We start from the raw sequence: 22,695 nt of genomic DNA on the forward strand, positions 1-22,695 counted from the left end.
AGCCCGGCCCTGGAAGCAGGCCCTCACGTTATCCGTCGGCAGAGCATGCGGACGGGTAGCGGAGGACCTGCTTTTTGGGGTGGCGGATGCGGGACGGGGCGAGGCTCCGGGGCAGGTCAGATGCAGCCGGGCCGATCCCGGCAGGCGGTCAGACGCGCAGACACGCGGCAGTTCCGCTTCAGGGCCTAGCGCCGGGCTGCGGGAGCGCCAAGCTTGAGCGCCGCCATGCCTTGCAGGAACGCTAGCTCGTGATTCGCGCGCCGGAAGGCTGGCCCTGACCATGTGGTTCCCGGCCGATCATAGATTGGCAGGCGGACCGAACCGCTTCCTGCTTGCAGGCCGATCCCCGCAAGCGGTGATAGCCTTCTCTTTACCAGTGGCCTGATCGCGTAATCAGTAACCTTCCAGCATCTGGATCGTTTTTCATTGACGCGTATACGTGTATACACGTATACTTATTTTAATCCGACTCTCATATAAAGGAGGTGAGTTCTATGGCGTCTACCCGGCAAATCCCCCTCATTACGAGCGGCAAGTCGCTGGGCGAACAAGCGTATGAAGCCTTGCGGGACTCCATCATCACGTTAAAGCTGGAGCCCGGGCAAACGATTTTCGAAAGTGAAATCGCGGATACGTTCCAGATCAGCCGGACTCCGATCCGCGACGCGTTCCAGCTTCTTGTAACGGAGCATCTGATCGAGGTGCTGCCCCAAAGGCATAAGAAGATCGCCCGCATTTCGGAATCCAAAGTGAAAGAAAGCAGCTTTGTGCGGCTCAGCCTCGAAAGCAGCGCCTTCAAGCTGGCGGCCGGAAGCTGGGACAGTTCCGAGAAGTTCGTGCAGGCGGAGAGACAGATCAGCCGTATCCTCCGGGAGCAGAGCGAGGCGGCGGAGCATCAGGATGTGATTCAGTTCCTGCAGCTGGACGAGGCTTTTCACAAGTGCATCCTGGAGCTGACCGGCAACGCAACCCTGCTGGAAGTGGTTTACCATATGCGGGGCCATCTGAACCGTCTCAGGTACCTGGCCATGAAAGAACTGGTGCTGACCCGGAAACTGGTCGAAGAGCACCTGGAGCTGTTCGACAGCCTGAAAAAGCGAGACGAAGCGCGTACCGTTCAGCTGCTGGAACAGCATCTCGGCAGCCTGGACCATGAGCTTCCACAGCTCCGGGAACAGTTTCCGCACTATTTCACCGATTGAAGACGCAAGCGGCAGGATTCGGGATGCCTTACCTCTTGAGCATGCAAGAGCAGGCGCTCGCATTCCGTATACAGCATGCAGCGTTGGCAGGATAAAGCGGGAGATTCCCGCAGCACCGAGCACCGGGGTCCCGGCCTCGAAACTTATTGGGAGGATGATCACCTTGAAGATGACCTTTCGCTGGTTCGGCGAGAACGATCCCGTAACCTTAACGAAGATCCGTCAAATCCCCGGCGTGACCGGAATCGTATCGGCTATCTACGATGTTCCCGTCGGAGAAGCATGGCCGCTCGACAAAATTACCCGCTTGAAGCAGACGATCGAAGATCACGGTCTCCGCCTGGACGTAATTGAAAGCGTACCCATTCACGAGGACATTAAGCTCGGCCTTCCTTCTCGCCAAGCCTATATCGACAACTACAAAACAACGCTGCGCAACCTGGCCAAAGCCGGCATCGATACCGTCTGCTACAATTTTATGCCGATCTTCGACTGGACCCGCACCTCACTCAACTATGAGCTGGAAGACGGCTCCAACGCCCTCATCTACGAGGAAGAAGTCGCGCAGAAAATGAATCCGCTTACAGGCGAACTGAAGCTTCCCGGCTGGGATACGAGCTATACGGACGACCAGCTCAAGACCCTTTTCGACCATTATAAAAATGTCGACGAAGAGAAGCTCTGGTCGAACCTCGCTTATTTCATCCGGGAAATCATGCCGGTCGCTGACGAAGAAGGCATCAAAATGGCGATTCACCCGGACGACCCGCCGTGGCCGATCTTCGGGCTTCCCCGTATCATTACGAACCGGGAGAACCTCGACCGTTTCCTTGGGCTCTACGACAGCCGGAATCACGGCCTGTGCATGTGCAGCGGTTCGCTGGGCGCCCATAAAGACAATGATTTCCCGGCCATGCTCCGTCATTTCGGGCACCAGAAGCGCATCCACTTCGTCCATGCCCGCAATATCAAGCGGATCGGGGACAAAAGTTTCTGCGAGACTTCCCATCTCTCCGAGCACGGGTCCGTCGACATGGTGGAAGTGATGGAGGCTCTCAAGGAAGTCGGCTTCGAGGGTCCTCTGCGGCCCGACCACGGCCGCATGATCTGGGGCGAAACGGGAAAGCCCGGCTACGGGCTTTACGACCGCGCCCTCGGCATCGTCTACCTGAACGGCATCCGCGAGGCCCTGAACCGTTAACTGGTTCACTCCGCCCGGCGTGAGGGTAATTCCTTAAAGGATTTATCTCGTTCTACTATCCCGTTCAGATCTACGAACAGGCGGAACTCACGTTGAAAAGGAGGGCATACACATGCCGGATAAACGTTTGGAAGGTAAAGTGGCCGTCGTCTCGGGCGGCGGCTCCGGAATCGGCAAAGCTTCGGCCATCCGTTTGGCCCAGCAGGGGGCTAAGGTCGTCATGCTGGACCGCACCCCCGATAACGCGGAGAAAACGAAAAAAACCATCGAAAGCGCCGGCGGAGAGGCTCTTGTGATCGAGTGCGACATTTCCAAACCGGAGATGATCGAACAGGGGTTCAAAGAGGCGGTCAGCCGGTTCGGCGGCATCGATATCGTGTTCGCCAACGCGGGCATCAACGGAACCAAAGCTCCGATCGAAACGCTGCAAATCGACGAATGGGAGCAGACGATTCACATCAATCTGCGCGGAACGTTCGCTACCGTCAAATACGCGATTCCTCATCTGAAAGAAAAGGGCGGGAGCATCATTATCACGAGTTCCATTAACGGCAACCGCGTCTTTTCCAATATCGGTTTTTCTACTTATGCCACGACCAAGGCCGGTCAGGTAGCCTTTATGAAAATGGCGGCCCTGGAGCTTGCCCGGTACAAAATCCGGGTAAACGCCATCTGTCCGGGCGCAATCGACACGAATATCGACGATAACACGTATCCGACCGACGATTTGAAGGAAGTTCAAATTCCGGTCGAATTTCCGGAAGGCGATCATCCGCTCAAGGGTGCGCCGGGAAAGCCCGAGCAGGTGGCCGATCTCGTGCTCTTCCTTGCTTCCGACGAGTCCTCCCATGTCACGGGGACGGAAATCTACGTCGACGGGGCGGAGTCGCTCCTGCGCGGCTAATCGGACAAAGGGCGCTCTCCATTTTCCGTGGAGAGCGCCCTTTCGGCGTTTGCAGGGTATACGGCGCGCCTGCCTGCCGTCGTCCCTGCCCTATGTAATGTCATGGGTGTGGCCGGTCTTTTCAGGCACTGGCGCGGTCGCGTTCCCATTTTTCCATCATCAGCTCGTACAGCTCCTCCAAAGGCATCTTCACGGCGGTCTGCGTAATGTTGACCGTAGCTTGCACCAGCCCCTGATTCGCTTTCATGAGCGCTTTCTTAAATCCGCTCTGCCGGGCCAGGTACGTTTCCGTGTCGTGAAGACGGATGCCGATAAACCGCTGGCCCATATAGTCGTACAGCATAATCTCCTCGATATCCGCCCATCTCAGCTCGCCTCCGCCGATAGCCGACGAATGGTCCACAATTCCCTCATCGTTCACGATAAGAGAAGGCTTCCGGTTGAAGAGCCGGTAAACCAGATACACCAGACACGCTCCGAAAAAGACGACGCTGACTCCCCCGATCCCTACAAGCCCCAGGGAACGCTCCTCCTCCGACTGCCCCGCTCCTATAAACACGACGCCCAGAACAACAAAAACGAGTGCGGCCAAAGCAAGCCCGATCGTTTTTTTGGTACTCGGATAAATGATCAAATCATTAGGCTGATGAACCGGCTGCAAAAACAATCCCCCCTAATTTTTTCCTCTATCCGTTATATAACAAGCCTCGCGTCAGGTTGAAACACAGAGACGCATTTAAGACAGATACACGTGTCCCTGATACAGCTCGGTAATGCGCCGTGCCGCTCCTTCCAATACCGTTTCGTTCAGCCCGTCTAGCTCCTCCAGATGTTCGAGTCTTTCTTCCAGCGAAAGCTCCGGGAACGTGAACAGGCTCCAGTTGGCCAGATTCTCGATTGCCTCCCGGAAATCCAGCCGGCCGTAATCCAGATAAGCCTTGTAAATATAACAGGCTCCGTATGACGGGTCCAGGGCCAAAGCCTGGTCGAAAGCGTTGCGTGCCGCATCCTCTTCCCCCTCCAGCTTGAAACAGACGATACCCAGATTGAAAAAAGCCGAAGGACTGTCGGGATGAAGTCTCGAAAACTGGCTCGCGAGGTTGCGTGATTCGGCGTACTCTTTTTTCAAGTACAGCACATTGCCCCGCAGACTGATCAGATCCGTATAGGAGGCATCCTTATCGTAGCCGACGATGCAGTCCAGCTCCGCCTTCTCTAGCTCGCGCAGCGTGAGGTAGCATTTCGCCCGGCTCTCGTAATAGGCCGCATGCTCCGGCTGAATGTCGATCGCTTTCGTAAACGAAGCGATGGCCATGTCAAGATGGCCCATCTCCTCAAGCACCCGGCCCATCGCATGATGGTAGCCGGCGCCTTCGGAAATGCCGGGCTCCAGCTCTGCCGCATGGTGCAGATCCATCAGGGCCTCGTCAAAGCGGGAGTCCATGAAATAAGCATAGCTGCGCTTCATGCGGAAATCCGCCCGGTCCTGCATCGCGATCGCTCGGCCGTAAGCGGACGCCGCCTGCCCGTAGGCGCCGGTCTCTTCCAGAATCAAACCCCGCTGCTGCTCGTTAAGAGGATCGTCGTCCTCCAGTTCCAGCAGGCGCTTGTTGAATTCCAGCGCTTTCTCGGTCTGGCCCAGATCCAGGTAAGCGTCCGCCAGCCAGTAGCAGACGATCGGATTTCCGGAATCCTGCTCGTAGAGCTTGTGAAGAAGGGGGACCGCTTCGGAATCCCGGTTCTGCGCCCGGTAGAGAAGGACTCTTTCCATCCACAGCACGCGCTCTTCCACGTCCCGCCCTTTCTCCAGCACATCCAGTTCGCGCTCTGCGTCCTCCCAGCGCCCCGAACTGCGGTAGACCGCCACACGCTGCAGATGCAAACCGTCGTTGTCCGGGTAGGCTTCAAGAGCGCGGTTGATTTCTTCCAAAGCTTCCCCGTACCGTTTCAGCCCCGCATAAAGACCCGCCAGATCCTTGCGGAATCCACAGGTGCGCTCCGCCTCTTCCATGAAAATCCGGAAAGCTCCCGCGCCGTAGCCGGTCCGGGTGAGCACAAGCTGCTGCCCCTTATCCGATATGTATTCCCATTCGATCACCTGATCGACGGCTTTGCGCATAGAAGCGGCGGCTTCTTCCAGCCGGCCCAGATTCTCCAGCGTTTTTCCAAGCCTGTAATGGAAAATGGGAATGTCCCGGTCGGGATACGACAGCACTTTACGGAACGTTTCCTCCGCCCGCCCGTAATCTTCCATCCGCCAGTAGCACATGCCCAGCTCGTAGTAGCTCGATACGACGGAATCTTCGGACTCGCGCTTGACGCATTCCTCCAGATCGGCGGCCGCCGCCTCGTAATTGTGAAAATCCTTGTGCCATATTCCCCTCGTATACCAGTACATGTAAGGTTCGGGATTGAGCCGGATGGCCTCGTCCAGATCCCGCATGGCCTCATCTTCCCGGCCGATTTCCTGCAAAATATGCGCACGCCGCTCATGGGCCTGATCCGAACTCACCCTCCCGATAATATCTCCCAGGAGAGCCAGCGCGTGTTCCGTACGCCCGCACTCGTGGTAAACCTCCGCGACTCGAATCTTTTCGGCGGTGTCCAGCTTGCCGTAATCGGCTTTTTCGTAATACTCAAGCGCTTTCGCGAAATTTCCTTCTTTTATGTACTGTCTGCCTTTTTTTATATAATAGCCGTTAAAAAGCTTCACGGTCTTCCCTCCCTCTGTTCTGTTCATCCGGCAGTAAGTAAGTATACCTGAATTCGTTAAATGAAACACGGTTTCATACGGCATCTGTCCCGGCACGTTTCAAAATCCCCGGCAGCCCCCGATGCAGGAAAAGAACGTCAAAGGAACCTGCCTTCGTACGCTCTTCCGGTACAGCTATCCTTTTATTATACAAATTTTTACTCGGGGGAGGTATACGTTTTTATAGGGGGACGATAAAAGGAAACACAAATAGCCCTTCGACCGGCAGGCAGCCGGTAAAGGACTATTGAAAAAGAAGGACCGGGAGAAACACCGGATTAATGTGGACGGCATATGTGTATACGAGAAATGACTACAGTTACAATAATCACGGATGTCGTGGGTACAAATTGAACAGTCCCATTTCGCCGCATTAAAGCCGATCTCCTTGACCGAAACGGAATGAATCCTGCGGATCATTCAGGCAGCACAGCAGATAAGCAACGTAAGCCATAATTCCTGAAGCAAGGAAGTCTTTGCATGAGCCCTTACCAAACATGACTACCCTATTGAAAGCATTACTGCGATTACTAACACCATGAAGCCAGCACCTATATATACAGGAACCTTCTTTTCGATAAGTCCCGTTTTAAATGATAAGTAATCTATACCACCCAATATTATTGCGACTAATGCGATTTTCAAAATGTCATTTAATGAAAACTGGTTAACTATTAGGAAAACAACGATGAACAAAATAAAATTTAGCGGGTATCTAATACTCAATTTGGCCTTCTCCTTTATTCATATAGGACCATTATATACTAAAATATAGTTAAAATGCCTAATGATTGTAAAATTACTAGACTAAATTTAATTCTTAGTAAGATAAGCTACACCGTTGGTAAAAGCTAATTTATTGAACTAACGTTCCCCGTTAGCGTAATCGTGTGTATCGGTTATCGGTGTATTCTGGACTACTTCAAATTACCGGTAATACTTAAAATCATGTCGCTCATTCATCACATGAACCAGCAAATTTTGCTCCATCAACAAGCTGGAACCCGCAGTATTCAAGAACCTTTTGAGACGGGATGTTGCAATCGCAATTCAGGTTCATGCAGGTCATCATGTTCTTGTGCAGCGACCTGACCAAGAATATCACCTGTTTCCTTTTCAAAAAATTTCCGAGTCGCCGAACGAAATCGCTTGTATGCGTTCCTGTTTCAGTTGTTCCGCATGGACTAATGGGAAGCTACAATGCAGCTCAATCGGATGAGCTGGCATACCAAGTCATTTGCATCTCTTGAGCTTTTTGCGGATCGTTCATGAGTAGAGTCTTGTACTCCAGCATCTTGTTAAGGGAGTCCAGCATTTGGTCGTATTCTTCCTTCTTGCTTTCGATCTCCTTTTTCTTGCCGCGAATCCAATCTATAATCTGCAGATTGGTGCTCATATTGGTGTCGCATTCCTGCAAAGCTTCCTTCAGTTCGGCCAGCGAACAACCGATGGACTGGAAATTCTTGATGAGCCTCAACCGCTCGACAGCCTCTTCCGAATAGTTACGGTAATTGTTGCTTTCTCGCCGGACATGCCGATCATCCAGCAAGCCTTCCTTTTCATAAAAGCGGATCGTATGGATCGTTAATCCCATCTTGTCCGCCAGTTCCTGAATTTTCATCATCATTTCTCCTTTGGGCCGCTTGCCCTAGAGTTCACTTCATAGTTTATGTTTAACATGATCAAGCAGTCAACCTATGAAGGAGGATATCATTATGCATGTTTTTGTTACAGGAGCAACAGGGTACGTCGGTTCCGCGGTCGTCCGGGAACTGATCGGCGCGGGACATACAGTGTCGGGTCTTTGCCGTTCTGAAGAGAAAGCCGCGGGATTAAAGGCGGCGGGGGCCGAAGCGCTGTACGGCACACTGGACGATCTCGATACTCTGCGCAGCGCCGCTGCTGCTGCGGACGGCGTGATTCATCTAGCGTTCACTAGCGATTTTTCCGACTTGACGGATGCGCTGGCTCTGGATTTGCGGGCCGTTGAAGTCATGGGAGCTGCGCTCGAAGGTTCCGGAAAGCCGTTCATTACCACGGCTCACACGGCTCACGCAGATGGACAAACCGTGGATCATGCAGTGCTCGCAATGGCAGAACGGGGTATTCGGGCATCCATCGTCACGCTTTCACCGTCCGTGCACGGCGAAGGCGATAGGGCCTTTGTGCCGAAGCTGATCAACATCGCCCGGGCGAAGGGCTTCGCCGCCTACATCGGCGACGGAACGAACCGCTGGCCGGCGGTTCACCTCCTGGATGCGGCGGTTCTGTACCGACTGGCGCTGGAATCCGCCCCGGCCGGCTCACGGCTGTTTGGCGTCGGCGATGTAGGCATTCCGTTCCGCGAGATCGCCGCGGTCATCGGGCGGCAATTGAACGTGCCGACGGTCAGCATCACACCTGAAGAAGCTGCCGCCCATTTCGGCTTTCTTGGCCCCATTGCGGCATTCGACATCACAGGCTTGTCTAACACTGCGCAAGCGAGTCTGGCAACACGGGAGCTTCTGGGCTGGAAACCGATACAGCCCGGATTGATCGCCGATCTCGAAAAAGGGCATTATTTTGCATAAAAAAGGAGGGCGTACCAAAAGCCTTAAATGGCTGCTTGGTACATCCCCTTATAATTACTTCGACTTTAACTAATAGTATCTGGCTGGACTACATTCTGTATCATCAGTCAACAATTTCAATGAAATTGAAACGTATCTGGAAGTAGTACAATGAAGATAGCGTTCTGTTTACTGGAGATATGTTTTTCCCGGATGGTGAAACAGGCAATATTGCTTCTACACGGTTTAGGATATAATCCAGAAAAATTAGGCAAGATTTTTTCTAATTTTCGGAAGCTCCCTCTTTCGCCTACGATTATAGTTGTTAAAACATAAGGAAATAGCTTAAATAAAGTGAGGACTATATTAGAAATAACTCTAATATAATCCTCACTTTTCTTTTGAAAGCAAGTACTCAAATAATATCCATGGACGAATAGTTTTAGGCAACTTTAATAACAACATGAACATTTAAACTATCCTGCCCGTTAGTTCAATAAAAAGGACGCTCCCGCGCCTTCGCTTGGGCTACGTCCTTCTCATTATACTCCATTTCCAATTACTAATTAAAGAACGTATGCGGGTAGCATGTAGTTCTTAAACAGGGGACTTATCTTAACCTAAGCATTAAGAAAATACTTTATTTTCACTGAACACCTTCAACTCATCCTTCAATGGCCAAGCTTTCCGATCGATACGAACTCGTCTAGACAGGCCACGCCCGCAGGCAGCCGGGTACCCGTAGCTCAGTCAGTTCACCCTTCAGTATCCAGAATTAGCTGTAAGGGCGGACCATTCCCGAGAGCAAATAACTTCACACAAAACCTTCTGTACATCTCAAGGAATACGAAAATACCGGATACTATCACCATGCTAAAACATCCTACGTCTAAACCGGAAAGTTCCGCAACGCCTCCTGCAAAGCTACATCCACCACCGAACCAAAAAGGCAGGCCCCAAAACGCTTAATCAGGGCAACAAACTTTGGCCGCCGGCCCTGCCGATGATGGAGGCGATCTCCAGGATAAGGGCCACGTTTCCGTCGCCCAGAATGGTTGCCCCGGCGATGCCGTCGACTTTTCCGATAAAAGGCCCCAGCGACTTGATAACGATCTCCTGGTTGCCGATCAGTTCGTCGACCGCCAAAGCGAGGCGTTTCTCGGCCGATCCCACGATAACGAGCGGAATGTGGCTGCCCGGATACGCCGTGTACGGGATCTGGAGGTAATCGTGAAGCCGGGCAACCGGAATGACCTGATTGCGCAGCACGATGACCGACTGTCCCTGAATGCTGCGAATCTCATCCGGGTTCACGCGGACGATCTCTGCGATGTTGCTCATCGGGACGATGAAGGTCCGCCCGCCGAGTTTGACCTGAAGGCCCACGATAATGGCCAGTGTCAGGGGAAGCTTGATTTTGAAGCAGGTTCCTTGTCCGAGGCGGGTTTCGATGTCGATCAGCCCGTTCAGCTTCTCAATGTGGCTGCGGACGATATCCATTCCGACACCCCTGCCGGACACGTCGCTTACTGTGCTTGCGGTTGAAAAACCCGGGCGGAAAATAAGCTCCACGGCTTCCCGTTCGCTCATCTGTCCGGCTTCTTCCCGGGTAATGATCCCCTTCTCCAGCGCGGAACGGATCATCCGGGCGGGATCGATCCCCGCTCCGTCGTCCTGCACGTAGATGACGACCTGGTTGTCTTCATGGGCGGCCCGGATCGTGAGGACGCCTCCGGAGCTTTTGCCGGACAACGTCCGGACCTCCGGCTTCTCGATCCCGTGATCCACCGCGTTGCGGATCAGATGAATCAGCGGGTCGGCGATCTCCTCGATGAGCGTCCGGTCCAGCTCGGTATCCTTTCCTTCGAGGACGAGCTCGATCTCCTTGCCCAGCATGCGGGAAAGATCCCGAATCATGCGGGGAAAGCGGTTGAAGAGCTGTTCGATCGGCAGCATTCGCGTCTTCATGACGCTTTCCTGCAGATCGCCGATTATCCGCGACAGATGATCGGCAATGTCGCCCAGCTCGTCGACGGTCTCGTCGGCGAAACGCCGCCGCTGCGTCCGCTCCACCTGATGAATGCGGGTCTGGTCGATCACGAGTTCTCCGACCAGGTTCATCAGGTGCTCCAGCCGCTCGACGCTCACACGGATCGTCGGAGACTTGGCCTTCGCCGGAGCGGAAGCATCCTCCGCCGCCGGCTGGGAGGCCGGTGCCGTGGCGTGCGGCGGCGCGTGCGGCGGCGCGTCTGCGGCGGCTGGCGTGCTGCCCGCGCTCCACGCGGGATCTGCCGCGGCGGCCGGGCCGCCTGCCGCGCCCGCCGGAGCCGCTGCGCTGCGCGCCGGGCCTGCCGTGTTCACTGCGGCGACTCCGCTGTCTCCCACGCCCGCAGTGCTGCCTGTGTGACCCGCGGATTCCTCTGCGGACATGACGCCGCCCGCTCGGCCCCCGGCGTCTGCTGCATCCGCCGCGTTCACTCCGGCCGCCGCGCTGTTTCCGGCGCCCGCCGCATCGCGCTCTGCGGCCCCGGCTCCGCTTACCGCCGCTTCCTCTTGCGCAAGCGGCCCCACCACGGCCCGCTCGACCTCCATGAGGCCGTCCGCGAACGCCTGCAGTTCCTCCCGGGACTGATTTCCCGCATACAGGAAAAGCAGGTCCCCGGGGCCCTCCTCGTCCAGACCTTCCGGTTCCGGATCGGCCAGAAGCACGTCTCCGTGCTCATTCAGCGCCGAATGGATAACGTACGCCCGGGCTCCGCGGATCAGGCATTCGGAAGCAATCCGGATGTCCACCCAGAACAGCTTTTGGCCGAGTTCCATCCGCTCCTGCACCCTTAACCCCAAATCGAGCGACAGAGACGGTTTACCGCGATGAGCGGGCATTCCCTCCGCATCCGGCCTATCTCCGTCCAGGCCCGGATCTTCACTGCCGAAGCTCCTCAGCGCCCGGACACATTCCGAAATATCTGCGGAAGACGGCTCCCCGCCCACGATGTCGCGCTTAAGCTGCTTAAGAATATCCAGCGCGGTAAACAGAAGATCGATCAAAGCGCCGGACACGGCAAGCTGCCCGCTTCTAACCCGGTCCAGCAAATGTTCCATCTCGTGGGTTAACTGCTTCATCTCCTCGAAGCCCATCGCCGCCGACGATCCTTTGATCGTATGAGCGGCCCGGAACAGACTTTGAATGACGGTCCCGGACTCACCCGACTGCTCCAGCTTTAGAATCTCCCCGTCCATGACCTGAAGCTGTTCTTCCAGCTCCTCCAGAAAGATTTCCCTGTACTCGGACAACATACCCGTCAACTCCTATTCGTGAAGCAGAACTTCGTCCAGTTTCAATATCCCGGCCAGACCGCTGTCCGCAAGCCCGATTCCCGTAAAAAATCCGCCCTGCACGCCGCCCACCCGCTCCGGAGGAGGCTGAATGTCCGTGAAAGTCGTCACTTTGCTCACATAATCCACCATAATCCCGACGGTATCCTCCAGATGATGAACCACGACAATGCGGGACGCCTTCGTCGGCTCCGCTTCTTCCATTCCGAACAAGGTCCGAAGGGAGATGACCGGGACGATCCGCCCCCTCAGATTGATCACCCCTTTGACATAGGGCTTTACATTCGGGATGGCCGTAACGGCCTGCATTTTAATAATCTCGTGAATATCGTAAATCCGGATGGCGTACTGTTCCCGGTCGATGCCGAACGCCACATATTGTTCCTGCCCATTTCCCTGCATAAAAAGGTCCTCCCTGCCGTTCATACGGAATCCGGCTCCCGCCGTTAAAAGAATAACCCCAATCAGGCTGACTGGGGTCCCTGCCTCGCTAGGCGGATTTGCTGATTTTGAACACCGCTACCGTCCGGTTAAGCTCTTCCGCCAATCCGGCGAGCGACTGGGCCGTCGAGGCCGTCTCTTCGCTGCTTGCCGCCGACTGCTCGGTTACGGCGGAGATGCTCTCGATCGACGACATAACCTCGGAGGACTGCGCCGCCTGCTGCTCGCTTGCCGCGGCAATCTCCATCACCTTATTGGCCGATTCGTTCACCATGCCGATAATGTTATGGAACGATTCGCCCGTCTGGCGGGACAGGACCACACCGTTGCCGACCGCCTTGACGCTCTGGCGCGTATTCTCCTGCATGCCCTTGATAATCGCGGTAATCTGCTTCGTCGCTTCCCCGCTCCGTTCGGCGAGCTTGCGGACTTCATCCGCGACGACCGCGAACCCGCGTCCCTGGTCCCCCGCGCGCGCCGCTTCGATGGCCGCATTCAGGGCAAGCAGATTGGTCTGCTCGGCGATATCGTCGATCACTTCGATAATCTCTCCGATTTTGTTGGAATCCTCTTCGAGTCTGGACACCTGCTCATTGACCTGGTTCATGCTCTCAATGGACGAATTCACGATCTTGCCGCCCTGCTGGGCGATATCCAGCGCGTCCGAAGATACCTCCGAGGCTTGTTCGGCGCTGGTCGCGACCGACGTAATCGCGGTCGACAGCTCCTTGAACAGCTCGTGGATGGTTTGCGCGGCGCCCGCTTGACTGACACTTCCGCTGGCAATTTCCTGCGTGCTCGCCGAAATCTGCTCGGCTGCCGCGGACACGCTCTCAGCCGACGTCAGAATACCGCCCACGGTGCTTCGCAGGCTGTAAACCATTTCGTTCACGGATTTGGCCAGCTGCCCGATTTCGTCGCGGGTGTCGATGTCCGTGACTTCGGTCAAATCGCCTGCGGATACTTTACCGACCAGACCGACCACCCGGTTAAGCGGCCGGGAAATGATCCGCGCGATAGCATACCCCAATCCGATGGAGATCAGGAAAGCCGCGATCATCACCCCGAAGGTCACGTTGCTGGAACTTTTGTACAAAGCGGCGCCTTCGGCATTGCGTTCTTCCGCCAGCTTCACGTTAATCTCGAACATGTCGTCGAAAACCTTCAACAGCTCGTCGCCCTTGGTTTTGAAGACGCCGTCCGCGATCAGGCCTTTAAACGCCTCCCGGTCGTTGCCATAGCCAATTTTAACGGCTTCCTCCAGCTGCTTCTGGTAGCTCTCCCATACGGGATGATAAGCCTTAAGCAGATCTTTTTCACCCTGAGTGACCTCTGTTTTCTCGTAGGTCCCGATCTTGTCTCCGATTTTTTTCACGTTCTCGTCGATTTTCTTCTTGTACTCGTCTTTCTGGGCCGGAGTTTCCGCCAAATCGTTCATATCCCTAAGATCCGTTCGTATCAGCTGATAATAGTAGGAAGCATCCGAAACGAGACGAATCGGAACCAGGTTATCCTCATACATGCTGCTCAGGCTGTTGTTAAGTTTGCTCATATTAACGAGTCCGAAAAAACCCGTAAATACAAGCAGAATCGCGATGAACACGAATGCCGAAACCAGCTTTGCGGAGGTTTTCAGATTGCGGTACCATTTCATTGTCCGTACCTCCTGCCTTTGCGCCCTTCAATGACTCGGAGCTCGGCCTCCAGATCGTGCAGAATGTCGTCTATTTCTTCGCTCGTCAATTCTCCCTCATTTCGTTCCGGATTGTAATCGGTTCTTCTTCTGGAATTGTCCCACAGCGCTCGTATGACTCTCGTTTTTTCCATGTGTTCCCCCACCTTTAATTTTCGATTAGTTGTGTATGCTTCCTTAAGCGGCTTCGGTTTTCTGCAGAAGAAGGATCATCTGGATGGTTCCGACTTCCTGGAGGGAAACCGCTATTGAAATCCCCTTCTCGAATCCGTAAAGCTGCATTTGACCTACCATGACCGTGGGCGGGGTAATATCGATTTTGTGCCCTTTCTGATAAATGATGGCCGATGTATTTCCGGCAATCATATTCGCCATTTCTCCTACAAAACTATGGAGCATTTCACCCTCAAGAGGCATGCCAAACATGGATTGTCCCAGTTTACCGAACGTTTGCATATCTCCTTCGATCACCAGTCTCCCTTCGACATCGCCAACAATCCCGATCAACACCCCGATCTCGCCCTGGATGACCGCATTTTGCAGCATACTGGGCGGATTCGTGACGATGGGGATGGGAAAAACCTGACTCATCGATGCGATGGTGCTGTTCAGCAAATCTTTAACTCCGTTTGGATTCTGCACTTCAATCAACCATCCTTTATGTGTATAAAATGATCTCAGCCCGGGACCTTCGTTGTGAAACGCCCGCGGTTAGAGGCAGGCATTTACCCGCAAATTCGCATTCTCTTTTTCGGGAGCGTTAAAAATCTGAGCAATCCGGCATAGGTTAAAAGACCTAGAAGATGTTTTAATCATAAACCGCAAAAGAGCGGTGGTAACCGAAAAAACTTTGCGGGAACCCGCAAAAATATTGCGGAAACTTGTAAATCCCTGTCGGATTAATGGTAATAAATAGACAAAAAAACCGTAACACGGCTGTGTACGGTCGGGTTTATGTCGAACTTGATAAATTTTTTATCAGGCCATTTTCGGAAAATCCTCATCGGACAGCAGACCCAGCTGCTTCGCTTTCATGGCCGCTTCGATCCGTGATTTCACGTTAAGCTTGTGAAACAGGTTCGTCAAGCAGTACTCCAGCGAACGCTGGCTCATCAGGACGGATGCGGCGATTTCCTTGTTGCTTCTTCCTCTCGCGATCTCTTTCAAGATCTCGTATTCCTTGGAGTTGACTGCCTGCGTTTCCGGATTGCCGCTTGCCGATTCCGCAAACTGGCTGCCCGTCGCCCGCCTAAGCTGTTTCACGAGAGACAAAGGCAGCACGGCTTCGCCCCTGAGAGCGCAGCGCACAGCCGTTACGAGCTGTTCCTTATTTGCCGTTTTGAGGACAAATCCGGCGATCCCGGCTTCAATCATCAGATTAAAATGATTGTTGAATTCAAAGCCGGTGTAGATCAGGATGACGGCGTCCGGAATAAGGTTGAGAATTTGTTTGGCCAGATCGATCCCGTTCATCGTAGGCATGTGCAGATCGATCAGCATTACATCAAAATGCTGGGCAACCGCCAGCTCCATCGCTTCTTTGGCCGTATGAGCCAAGGAGACTTTCATATTGGTATCCTGCTCCAGCAGCATTTTCGTCCCCTCCATGACGGAAGGGTGGTCGTCGACCAATAAGATCTCAATCATCGTTATCCCTAACACTCCAATTTCTGATTTCGAATTTCTGATTCTGTTTCACCGGTACGTTAATGAAAACGGCGAGCCCATTGTTCGGGGAGGAGTAAAACTCAACGTCGCCATCCATACTGCGAACTCTTTCTTTAATGCCGTAAACTCCCATACTGTTAAAGGACTCCACCATTCCACTAACATCCATACCGATTCCGTTATCCTCATAACTCAAATGAATCCGGTCGGAGTGAGCCGACAACTTGAATTGAACTTTCACTGCGTTAGAATGTTTCGTCGCGTTGGCCAGAAGCTCCTGTACAATTCGATACAACCCGATCAACAAATCGTCGTCGTGTAGAGACCCGTGAAAGCCCGTGTAGTCAAAAGCAATGGAATAGTCGCTCCGCAGCTGCGTAAATTCGAACAGGGCCTCCAGAGAAGCCACCAGACCCTCTTCCTTGAGCATCGGCGGCCTCAGTTCGTTGCACGTGATACGGATCTGGTAAATAACGTCGAGAAGCCCCTGCGTAATTGGCGCCAACTTCTCGCGCAGGCCCGGCGGAACCCCGTCGTCCGACGAGATCTCGTCCAGCTTGCGGTACCAGATGATCTGCTCCTGCAAAGCCCCGTCGTGCAGATCCTGGGAAAGACGCTTGCTTTCATTCTCGGATAAAGTGAATAGAAGCCGGATCAGCCAAGAAGGCGTCTTATGGCGGGTTGCCAGCTCGCGGAGCTCTTGCGTCAGATCTTCGATGACTCTGAAATTGTCGTACAGGACGCTCGCGTAACGGGCAATCGTTTTGATCCACACCCTTTTGGATTGCAATACGAGAGAAGGGGATTTTTCCCCGATGCACAGCAGGTAGCTTTTTCCTTTAATTTCCCCGATGCGGATCAGATGTCCGTCGAGCGTGTCGATAATTTCGCAGACGGGCAGCGGGTCGGAACAGCCCTCGACAATCTCCTCCCAGACGTGTTGGGGAATGTCCGAGCTGCCGTTTTTGACCGTAATCTTGTTCAGCTTATCCACCTCAACGAGACTGACCTTCTCTGTGCGGATCATTTCCCGCACTTCCTGAATAAGCCTCCGGTCCAGCTCCTGCACGTTCATAAGCCCGAATAAATCGCTTGAGAAGCGGTCCAGGCTCGTTTGCAGCATATAATAGCGGTCCTTGCTCTCACGGACAATCTGTTCCGCATAGTCCCGGTCCTTCTCCGCCTTCTTCTGTTCGCTTATATCCCGGATGACGGTCATGGCGACATCCATGCCGATGTACGGAATGGGGATGGATACGACTTCGGCGTCGATGATCCGCCCGTCCAGCCGGATGATCTTGTGCTCGGCGATGCGGGTGGCTTCCTTGTTCTCGTAAACCGCGTTCAGCCGCGCTCGCACCTTATCCTTATAGTTCGGGTGGACGGTGTCGTAAATCGAGCGGCCGATCAGGCTGCAGGACGTACCCGCTCCGAACAGATCCAGGCCGGCAGGATTGACGTAGTCAAATTTGTGGTCCCGGGTCAGAATCGTCGGTATCGGCGACAGCTCTACCAGGTGGCGGCTTAGCCTCTCGCTTTCCTGCAAGGCGGTTTCCGCCTGTTTACGCGTCGTAATATCCTCGAAGAAAACAAGGAACGCTTCGGTCCGGGCGTCATAGATGGCGGTCGCGAGCATATCGACCACATTGCCGTCCCGCCGGGTAATGGCCAGATCGATAGGAGCGCTGGTCCCCCGTTCCCGGATGGCATATTCTTCTTCGAAGAGCGTACCCGGCTGAAGCCAGTCCTGCGGCGTCGTGCCTATGATCTCCTCCGGGCATCCCGCGCCCAGTACTCGGACCGCAGCGGGATTCACATAGGTTACCTGCCCGTCTTTATAGAGCGCGATCGAAACCGGGGACAGCTCCACAAGACTGCGGTAGCGTTCTTCGCTGTCCCGGAGCGCCTGCTCCATCTGCTTGCGCATCGTAATATCCGTATGCACGTGAAGGGAGGAAAGCGACAGTGCGTCGTAGATGCCCGTCACTTCCACGTCGATGACGCTCCCGTCGGAACGGACCATTTTGTATTCCAGCGGCGGAGCATACTCCTCCTGCGCCATCGCATTCGCGCGGCCTCGGGCCTGTTCCACATAATCCGGATGCATGAATTCGTAGATGCTCCGGCCGATGAAATCGCAGGGCAGCGCGGCTCCGAACAGCTCCAGTCCTGCGGGATTCGCATAAATAAACCGCTCGTCGCGGATCATCGTCAAGGGCTGGGGCAGCAGCTCGATCAGATGCCTGTACCGTTCTTCGTTCTCCATCAGCTCGCGCTCGATGAGCACTCTCTCCGTGATGTTCCGGGATACGATGATAATGCTTTCCGCTTTCCCGGCGGCTCCCTGGACAGGGCTCGCCACACAGTCGAAATGCAGCTCTGAGCCGTTCGCGTGAATAAGCCGGCAGCGCGCCGTCCATACGCAAGCCGATTCCGGCATTTCTTCCAGCTTAAGCCGGACAAGCTTCTCGTCTTCGGGATGCATGATATCGTACAGCGACAAATCCGCCGCGGCCGCCCCGTCCAAACCGAGCCTGGCTTTATAAGAAGGAGACGTGTAGCGGAACTTTCCGTCCGTACCGACTACGGCCACAAGATCCGTCATATTTTCCGCGATCAGACGGTACATGGCCTCGCTCTCTTTTAACGACTGCTCCGTCCGTTTATTCGGAGTGATGTCCCGGCACAGGACAAAAACTCCCGTAACCGCGCCGTTTACATACACGGGCACCATTTTTATATCCCAGTGGTACATGCGGCCTTCTTTATGGTGAGAGATCAATTCAAACGTCTGGGTCGTCCCCTGCACCACCTGCTCGAAATACACCGACAACCGCTTCAGGCTGTCCACGCCGAACAATTCGATAAGCGACAGCGGGTTTGCGATATTGTGCCCGTTCCCCGTAATTTCCAGGGCGGCCGAATTGATATCCAGAACCTTCCCGTGCAGATCCAGCTCCACGATCACATCCGAATGATGTTCGAATAGAGAACGGTAGCGCTGCTCGCTTCTCAGCAGAGCTTCCTCCGCCGATTTGCGGGCCGTAATATCCAGCACCACACCGTCCAGACGGACAATCCGGCCGCCCGTTTCATCCAGTGTCGGAATCATCCGCACCTCTACCCACCGGATATCACCTCGGGCGTGAACGATCCGGTATTCGCTGAAATCGGAAATCCCCTGTCTGACGTTATCGCACGCTACCCTGTACCGCTGAAAATCGTCCGGATGGATAATTCTTTCCCATGCTTGCTGGGTAGCGAAATATTCAGCCCGATAGCCGGTAATTTTGAACAGAGCTTCCGATGTGAAAGGAACGCGCTGGGACGAGTAATCGTACGACCAGGTGCCGACATCCACGGTATGCATAATTTTCAACAGCAGGCCGTACTTTTTGACAAGCTCTTCATGATGTTTCCGTTTTTCCAGATTTCTTTTGTAAAGGATAAGAATGATTTGGACGGTCAGAAGAAGGATGCATACAACAGCGCCGATGATAAATTCATTCAAGATGTGTGTCTCCTTTATGCGTTGAAGAGTAAGCTCGGGGATGATGTGCGGCAGATGCGGCTGCCATGGAACAAGAAAGGCATAAATTGGATTCAAATAGCTATTAGTTCGGAAAAAGCACGTTCCAGTCCTTCCCGATCCGTGCGTAAATGCGGATAAATTTGGTCATGGAGAACATTTGTTTAGCGCTAAAGTTTTTATACCGCGAAGCATTGGTTTATAATATAGCTTATCCGGATCAGCATTTAAAGGAGATCTTGCAAATGAGCCCTGATTTTAATTCTCCCTCTTCCCGGCCCCCAGCCGGCGGAACGCCTGCCATGAGGCGTGTCTTGATTATGACCCCGGTCGAAGCCGAACGGGACGCCGTACTCCGCGGTCTGGCCGGAACGCCCGGCTTCCGCGTGGAGCTCGCGGGCGTCGGGCCCGTGGCCGCGGCTATCTCCACCACGACGGCGCTCGCCGCCGCCGAGTACGACCTCGTCGTAGCCGCCGGAATCGCCGGCGGCTTCGAGGGCCGGGCCGCGGTCGGCTCGCTCGTCGTGGCAAGCGAGATTCTCGCGGCCGATCTGGGCGCCGAGACGCCCGGGGGTTTCCTCAGCCTGGACAAGCTCGGCTTCGGCTCGGCCCGCGTGCCCGTCGACGCGGCGCTTGTCGGCCGCGTTGCCGAGGCTCTGGCGGCCGCCGGGCTGCCTGTAAGCACAGGTCCTGTGCTTACGGTCTCGACCGTGACCGGCACGGCGGAGCATGCCCTGGAGCTTGCCGGGCGGGTGCCCGGCGCCGCCGCCGAGGGCATGGAAGGCTTCGGCGCGGCAAGCGCCGCCCTCGCCCGCGGCATCCCGTGCCTGGAGCTCCGTTCGGTCTCCAACGCGGTGGGACCGCGCAACAAAGCGGCATGGCGAATTCCCGAAGCGCTCGCCATGCTGGAGAAAGCCAGTTCAGTCTTACCGGAGGTGCTGTTATGAAAATCGCGTTTTCCCCGTGTCCGAACGACACGTTCGTCTTTCACGCCTGGGTGCACGGGCTCGTCCCGGGCGCACCCGAGCTCGATGTCCTGTATGCCGACATCGATATTACCAACGGTCTGGCCGCCAGGCCCGGCGGACCGGAAGTGATGAAAATCTCTTACGCGGCCCTGCCCTGGGTCCTCTCGGACTACGCCCTGCTCCCTTGCGGCGGCGCTCTCGGCAGAGGCTGCGGGCCGCTCGTGCTGTCCCGGGACTCCGCCGATCCGGCGTCCCTCTCCGGCAAGCGCGTGGCCGTCCCGAGCGAACGCTCAACCGCGTACCTGCTGTTCCGGCTGTGGGCCGCCCAGCAGGTTCCGGGCGGCGTCGGCGAGATCGTCGTGATGCCTTTCCACGAGATCATGCCGGCCGTGCGGGACGGGAAGATCGACGCGGGCCTCGTCATTCACGAGGCGCGCTTCACTTACCCGTCCTACGGTCTCAGCCTGCTGGCCGATCTCGGCAGCTGGTGGGAGTCCGACACGGGACTCCCGATTCCGCTCGGCGCCATCATCGCGAAGCGGTCGATGGATCTGGAGGCGTTGGCGGGATGGGTCCGCTCTTCCGTGGAGTACGCGTGGGCTCATCCGGAAGCGTCTCAGGCTTACGTGCTCCAGCATGCGCAGGAAATGTCTCCCGAGGTCGCCAAGGCGCATATCGACTTGTATGTGAATTCGTTCACGGCGGATCTCGGCGAAGACGGCTATGGAGCGATCGAAGCGCTGCTGGGTCGGGCCGCGCAGGAAGGGCTGGTGCCCGAGTTCGATCTGAGGATGCTTCGCGGGTAGCGGGTTCCTGGCGTTAGTGCTGCAGCTGTCGTCTGACGCTATGTAGCGCTGTGCAGATGGGGTCTACTGCAAGGGTCTTAGCATGTTCGCCTTGCCCTCGTTAAGTGCGTGATCCCGGCAGCCTTGAGCTGCAACCGCGGGCACAGGAAGATCCCGGGAATAGGCGTGCGCCAACGGGCAGGTTCCTTTTATAAGCAGCCGGAATTCCGGCTGCTTTTCTTCGTTTACGGAATCGCCGGAATCCGGCGGTCGTTCATTTTATTGTTTTACCGCCGCGTAAAAGCACAAAAAAGAAGAAGCCCGCGTATAGCATGGCTTCTTCTTTTTTGTGTCTATGTTTTCCGCTCGTGCCAGCCGCATCTCAGCCGGCTCTGTCGCTTATACCACAGGGAACCAGCCCGGTGTGTTTAGGATCGCGTTCCACAAAGGATCGGGAATGACCAGTCGCTCCTGATCGTCTTTGGTCAGCGTCGTCTTGATCTCCGACTCGCGTCCGTCCGCGACTTTGCCGAACCAGTCCGGTTCCACGATCAGCTCGCGGCCCAGAGCGACCAGAGGCACGCCGGACTCCAAAGCTTTCAAAGCGTCGTCCGCCGTATGGATAGAGCCTACGCCCATCACGGGCGTTCTGCCGCCGACGGTTTCGAGGATGATCTCGATCCGCGGACGGTTATCGTCCAGCGTTCTCGGAGCCGACCAGAAATCCATCAGGGACACGTGGATATAATCCAGACCTTTGTCGGCCAGCGTATTTACGAGCTGAATGGAATCGTCCATGGAGATTCCTGGAGTCTCGGGTTCTTCCGGCGAGAAGCGGTAGCCTACGGCGAACGGCTGTTTCGCATGCTCCGCTGCGACACGCTGCACTTCATCCACGACGGCAAGCGGGAAAGTCATCCGCTTGTTCACGTCTCCGCCCCAGCGGTCGTCGCGGCGGTTGGAGTGAGGGGAGAAGAACTGCTGAATGAGATAGCCGTTCGCTCCGTGAATTTCCACGCCGTCGTAGCCCGCTTCGATGGCGCGGCGGGTCGCTTCGCCGAAGTCGCGGATAATGCCTTCGATTTCGGCATCCGTCAGCGCTCTGGGCACGACGCTGCCTTCCTTCTCTTCCGCAACGGCGCTTGCGCTTACGATTTCGCCATTCGGCACCAGCTCGGGCGGACAGCTTCGGCCTCCGTGGAAAATTTGCAGGATGGCTTTGGCGCCCTGCCCCTTGATTGCCGAAGCGAGACGGGCCAGGCTCGGGATCATCTCGTCGCGGTCTCCGGCGAACTCGCCGGGAAACCCTTTGCCGTTAGGCGTTACGTACGTGCAAGCCGTAATGACGAGACCCGCTCCATTGGATCTGCGCTCATAGTAGGCGATCTCCGCATCCGAAACGGTTCCGTCCTCGTGGGACGAAAAATTCGTCATCGGAGCCATCACGATACGATTATCCAGCTCCACACCGCTGGAAAGAGAGAAACTTTCGAATAAAGGGTTGAATTTACTGTTCATCTGGTTTTTCCTCCTCTATATCCAAACAAATTTTACAGGGTTAGCGTTCTCTATTTCTTTTGAATATATATTCATCCGAAGGTTAATCGGAAAACCAAGGAATGGTTAGTTCCGGCCACGACTGTTATTCTATTAGTAACAGTTATCGT

19 protein-coding genes are annotated in these 22,695 nt (G+C 55.2%); 7 read left to right on the top strand and 12 right to left on the bottom strand.

From position 1 onward, the window contains the following. Nucleotides 1-74: 74 nt before the first annotated feature. The 4 genes from ABH899_RS25190 to ABH899_RS25205 all read left to right on the top strand — a co-directional run bounded on the left by ABH899_RS25190 (nt 75) and on the right by ABH899_RS25205 (nt 3,307). On the top strand, nt 75-245 hold the full coding sequence (locus tag ABH899_RS25190; protein WP_370001419.1) for a hypothetical protein: 171 nt from the start codon (nt 75-77) through the stop codon (nt 243-245). 249 nt (nt 246-494) lie between these two features. Beyond that, complete coding sequence (locus ABH899_RS25195) at nt 495-1,202, top strand: GntR family transcriptional regulator (RefSeq protein ID WP_370001421.1); 708 nt, start codon at nt 495-497, stop codon at nt 1,200-1,202. A 163-nt stretch (nt 1,203-1,365) separates the two neighbouring features. After that, complete coding sequence (uxuA, locus tag ABH899_RS25200; RefSeq protein ID WP_370001423.1) at nt 1,366-2,403, top strand: mannonate dehydratase; 1,038 nt, start codon at nt 1,366-1,368, stop codon at nt 2,401-2,403. Nucleotides 2,404-2,515: 112 nt separating this feature from the next. Further along, nucleotides 2,516-3,307, top strand: a complete 792-nt coding sequence (locus ABH899_RS25205; RefSeq protein ID WP_370001425.1) for an SDR family oxidoreductase — start codon at nt 2,516-2,518, stop codon at nt 3,305-3,307. 121 nt (nt 3,308-3,428) lie between these two features. Here the strand turns inward: ABH899_RS25205 and ABH899_RS25210 are convergent, their stop codons facing one another. The 4 genes from ABH899_RS25210 to ABH899_RS25225 all read right to left on the bottom strand — a co-directional run bounded on the left by ABH899_RS25210 (nt 3,429) and on the right by ABH899_RS25225 (nt 7,680). Further along, nucleotides 3,429-3,968 (bottom strand): STM3941 family protein, encoded by a 540-nt coding sequence (locus tag ABH899_RS25210; RefSeq protein ID WP_370001427.1) that lies wholly within the window; start codon nt 3,966-3,968, stop codon nt 3,429-3,431. A gap of 75 nt (nt 3,969-4,043) precedes the next feature. Beyond that, on the bottom strand, nt 4,044-6,020 hold the full coding sequence (locus ABH899_RS25215) for a tetratricopeptide repeat protein (protein ID WP_370001429.1): 1,977 nt from the start codon (nt 6,018-6,020) through the stop codon (nt 4,044-4,046). A 540-nt stretch (nt 6,021-6,560) separates the two neighbouring features. Next, nucleotides 6,561-6,785 (bottom strand): hypothetical protein, encoded by a 225-nt coding sequence (locus ABH899_RS25220; RefSeq protein ID WP_370001430.1) that lies wholly within the window; start codon nt 6,783-6,785, stop codon nt 6,561-6,563. Nucleotides 6,786-7,266: 481 nt separating this feature from the next. After that, the gene (locus tag ABH899_RS25225; protein ID WP_036739596.1) at nt 7,267-7,680 is read right to left on the bottom strand and encodes a MerR family transcriptional regulator; all 414 of its coding nucleotides are present in this window, start codon (nt 7,678-7,680) and stop codon (nt 7,267-7,269) included. A gap of 94 nt (nt 7,681-7,774) precedes the next feature. Between ABH899_RS25225 and ABH899_RS25230 the strand changes: the two genes are divergently transcribed. Beyond that, a complete protein-coding gene (locus ABH899_RS25230; RefSeq protein ID WP_370001431.1) occupies nt 7,775-8,629 on the top strand; it encodes an SDR family oxidoreductase in 855 nt (284 codons plus the stop codon). 948 nt (nt 8,630-9,577) lie between these two features. Here ABH899_RS25230 and ABH899_RS25235 read toward each other — a convergent pair. The 7 genes from ABH899_RS25235 to ABH899_RS25265 form a co-directional block, all read right to left on the bottom strand. Next, nucleotides 9,578-11,905: a chemotaxis protein CheW gene (locus tag ABH899_RS25235; RefSeq protein WP_370001433.1), complete on the bottom strand. Its 2,328-nt coding sequence runs from the start codon at nt 11,903-11,905 to the stop codon at nt 9,578-9,580. 12 nt (nt 11,906-11,917) lie between these two features. After that, nucleotides 11,918-12,346, bottom strand: coding sequence for a chemotaxis protein CheW (locus tag ABH899_RS25240; RefSeq protein WP_370001435.1), 429 nt, complete (start codon nt 12,344-12,346; stop codon nt 11,918-11,920). 88 nt (nt 12,347-12,434) lie between these two features. Continuing rightward, nucleotides 12,435-14,039 carry a methyl-accepting chemotaxis protein gene (locus ABH899_RS25245; RefSeq protein ID WP_370001437.1) on the bottom strand — a complete coding sequence of 535 codons (1,605 nt, stop codon included), beginning with the start codon at nt 14,037-14,039 and terminating at the stop codon, nt 12,435-12,437. Continuing rightward, entirely contained in the window at nt 14,036-14,212 is a 177-nt protein-coding gene (locus ABH899_RS25250) for a hypothetical protein (protein ID WP_009675115.1), read from the bottom strand. Before ABH899_RS25250 ends, ABH899_RS25245 begins: the two co-directional genes overlap by 4 nt. Nucleotides 14,213-14,255: 43 nt before the next feature. Continuing rightward, complete coding sequence (locus ABH899_RS25255) at nt 14,256-14,720, bottom strand: chemotaxis protein CheX (protein WP_370001440.1); 465 nt, start codon at nt 14,718-14,720, stop codon at nt 14,256-14,258. Between the two features lie 336 nt (nt 14,721-15,056). Further along, nucleotides 15,057-15,725, bottom strand: a complete 669-nt coding sequence (locus tag ABH899_RS25260; protein WP_218231415.1) for a response regulator transcription factor — start codon at nt 15,723-15,725, stop codon at nt 15,057-15,059. Further along, entirely contained in the window at nt 15,718-19,257 is a 3,540-nt protein-coding gene (locus tag ABH899_RS25265) for a PAS domain-containing sensor histidine kinase (protein WP_370001442.1), read from the bottom strand. Before ABH899_RS25265 ends, ABH899_RS25260 begins: the two co-directional genes overlap by 8 nt. Before the next feature lie 263 nt (nt 19,258-19,520). Between ABH899_RS25265 and ABH899_RS25270 the strand changes: the two genes are divergently transcribed. After that, nucleotides 19,521-20,222, top strand: a complete 702-nt coding sequence (locus ABH899_RS25270; RefSeq protein ID WP_370001537.1) for a futalosine hydrolase — start codon at nt 19,521-19,523, stop codon at nt 20,220-20,222. After that, a complete protein-coding gene (locus ABH899_RS25275) occupies nt 20,219-21,049 on the top strand; it encodes a 1,4-dihydroxy-6-naphtoate synthase (protein WP_370001444.1) in 831 nt (276 codons plus the stop codon). Before ABH899_RS25270 ends, ABH899_RS25275 begins: the two co-directional genes overlap by 4 nt. Before the next feature lie 378 nt (nt 21,050-21,427). Here the strand turns inward: ABH899_RS25275 and ABH899_RS25280 are convergent, their stop codons facing one another. Further along, entirely contained in the window at nt 21,428-22,546 is a 1,119-nt protein-coding gene (locus ABH899_RS25280; RefSeq protein WP_370001445.1) for an NADH-dependent flavin oxidoreductase, read from the bottom strand. Between the last annotated feature and the right edge of the window lie 149 nt (nt 22,547-22,695).

The organism is Paenibacillus sp. RC84 (genome assembly GCF_041260495.1).
GTDB lineage: Bacteria > Bacillota > Bacilli > Paenibacillales > NBRC-103111 > Paenibacillus_F.

Coding starts and splice junctions, on each gene's coding strand:
- ABH899_RS25195 (WP_370001421.1), top strand. CDS start 495: ATGGCGTCTACCCGGCAAATCCCCCTCATTACGAGCGGCAAGTCGCTG.
- ABH899_RS25205 (WP_370001425.1), top strand. CDS start 2,516: ATGCCGGATAAACGTTTGGAAGGTAAAGTGGCCGTCGTCTCGGGCGGC.
- ABH899_RS25225 (WP_036739596.1), bottom strand. CDS start 7,680: ATGAAAATTCAGGAACTGGCGGACAAGATGGGATTAACGATCCATACG.
- ABH899_RS25230 (WP_370001431.1), top strand. CDS start 7,775: ATGCATGTTTTTGTTACAGGAGCAACAGGGTACGTCGGTTCCGCGGTC.
- ABH899_RS25235 (WP_370001433.1), bottom strand. CDS start 11,905: ATGTTGTCCGAGTACAGGGAAATCTTTCTGGAGGAGCTGGAAGAACAG.
- ABH899_RS25240 (WP_370001435.1), bottom strand. CDS start 12,346: ATGCAGGGAAATGGGCAGGAACAATATGTGGCGTTCGGCATCGACCGG.
- ABH899_RS25245 (WP_370001437.1), bottom strand. CDS start 14,039: ATGAAATGGTACCGCAATCTGAAAACCTCCGCAAAGCTGGTTTCGGCA.
- ABH899_RS25250 (WP_009675115.1), bottom strand. CDS start 14,212: ATGGAAAAAACGAGAGTCATACGAGCGCTGTGGGACAATTCCAGAAGA.
- ABH899_RS25260 (WP_218231415.1), bottom strand. CDS start 15,725: ATGATTGAGATCTTATTGGTCGACGACCACCCTTCCGTCATGGAGGGG.
- ABH899_RS25270 (WP_370001537.1), top strand. CDS start 19,521: ATGAGCCCTGATTTTAATTCTCCCTCTTCCCGGCCCCCAGCCGGCGGA.
- ABH899_RS25275 (WP_370001444.1), top strand. CDS start 20,219: ATGAAAATCGCGTTTTCCCCGTGTCCGAACGACACGTTCGTCTTTCAC.
- ABH899_RS25280 (WP_370001445.1), bottom strand. CDS start 22,546: ATGAACAGTAAATTCAACCCTTTATTCGAAAGTTTCTCTCTTTCCAGC.